At 54.3% G+C, this 1,258-nt stretch carries 1 protein-coding gene; it reads right to left on the minus strand.

Annotated elements, in window-relative coordinates; translation table 11 throughout:
* Window positions 1-1,258 (minus strand): xylose ABC transporter ATP-binding protein (locus J5224_RS35920; protein ID WP_264628461.1); only part of this gene is annotated, 1,258 nt, incomplete at both ends.

Below are 1,258 nucleotides of genomic sequence, written 5' to 3' on the forward strand. Positions count from 1 at the left end.
AGGCATTTTGCCAACACCGCTTTTTGCTGATTCCCGCCGCTCAGGCGGGCAATGGCTAAATCCTGGCTGGCCGTTTTCACTTTAAGATGGGCGATCGACTGGCGAATCACATCTTGCTCGCGCGCGTCATCCAGCGAAGAAAATAGCCCGGAAAAACGATCGAGCGCCGCCAGCGTGATGTTTTGCGCCACGCTCATCACGGGAATAATCCCATCTTTTTTACGATCTTCCGGCACCATCGCAATACCCAGGGCCATCGCCTGCTGGCAATCATTGATCGCCACAGGCTGCCCCTTGAGTACAATCTCGCCCTGCCAGCGTCCACGGTAAGCGCCAAACAGGCATTGCACCGTTTCGGTCCGCCCGGAGCCGACCAGCCCCGCGACGCCCAGAATTTCCCCCCGATGCAGCGCGAAGGAAACATCATTGACGCGACGAATATGGCGATTAACCGGATGCCACGCCGTCAGATGTTCGACACGCAGGATCTCATCGCCTATATCATGGGCTTCCGAAGGGTAAAGCTCGGTTAGCTCGCGCCCAACCATCATGGCAATGATCTGCTCTTCACTGAGCGTACTGGCAGGGTGGGTACCAATATGCTTGCCATCGCGAATCACACAAATGACGTCCGAAATGGCTTTGACTTCATTCAGCTTGTGGGAAATGTAGATACAGGCGATGCCGTGATTGCGCAGATCTCGAATGATATCCAGCAAAATCGCGGTCTCTCGCTCAGTCAGTGAGGCGGTAGGTTCATCCAATACCAACAGCCGCACCTGTTTGTTAAGCGCCTTGGCAATCTCCACCAATTGCTGCTGACCAAGACCCAGTTCACCGACGCGGGTATGAGGATCAATCCCAAGCTTGACGCGCGCCAGCATGGTCTGGCAGCGCAAATACATTGAATCACGGTCCAATACGCCGCGTGTCGTCCACTCATTACCCAGAAAGATGTTCTCCAACACGCTCATCTCTTTGACCAGCGCCAGTTCCTGATGAATGATGGCAATACCCTTCTGCTCGGTATCACGAATATGGCTGGCGTGCAGCGGATCACCGGCAAAGACGATATCCCCGCCATAGCTGCCAAAGGGATAAATAGCGCAAAGCACTTTCATCAGCGTCGATTTACCCGAACCATTCTCACCGCACAGCGATAATACTTGCCCGGCTTCCAACGCCAGGCTGACGTTATCCACCGCCTTTACGCTGCCAAACACCTTGGTGATGTTCTTCATTTCCAACAAGAACGGCA

Source organism: Candidatus Symbiopectobacterium sp. NZEC135, assembly GCF_025962695.1.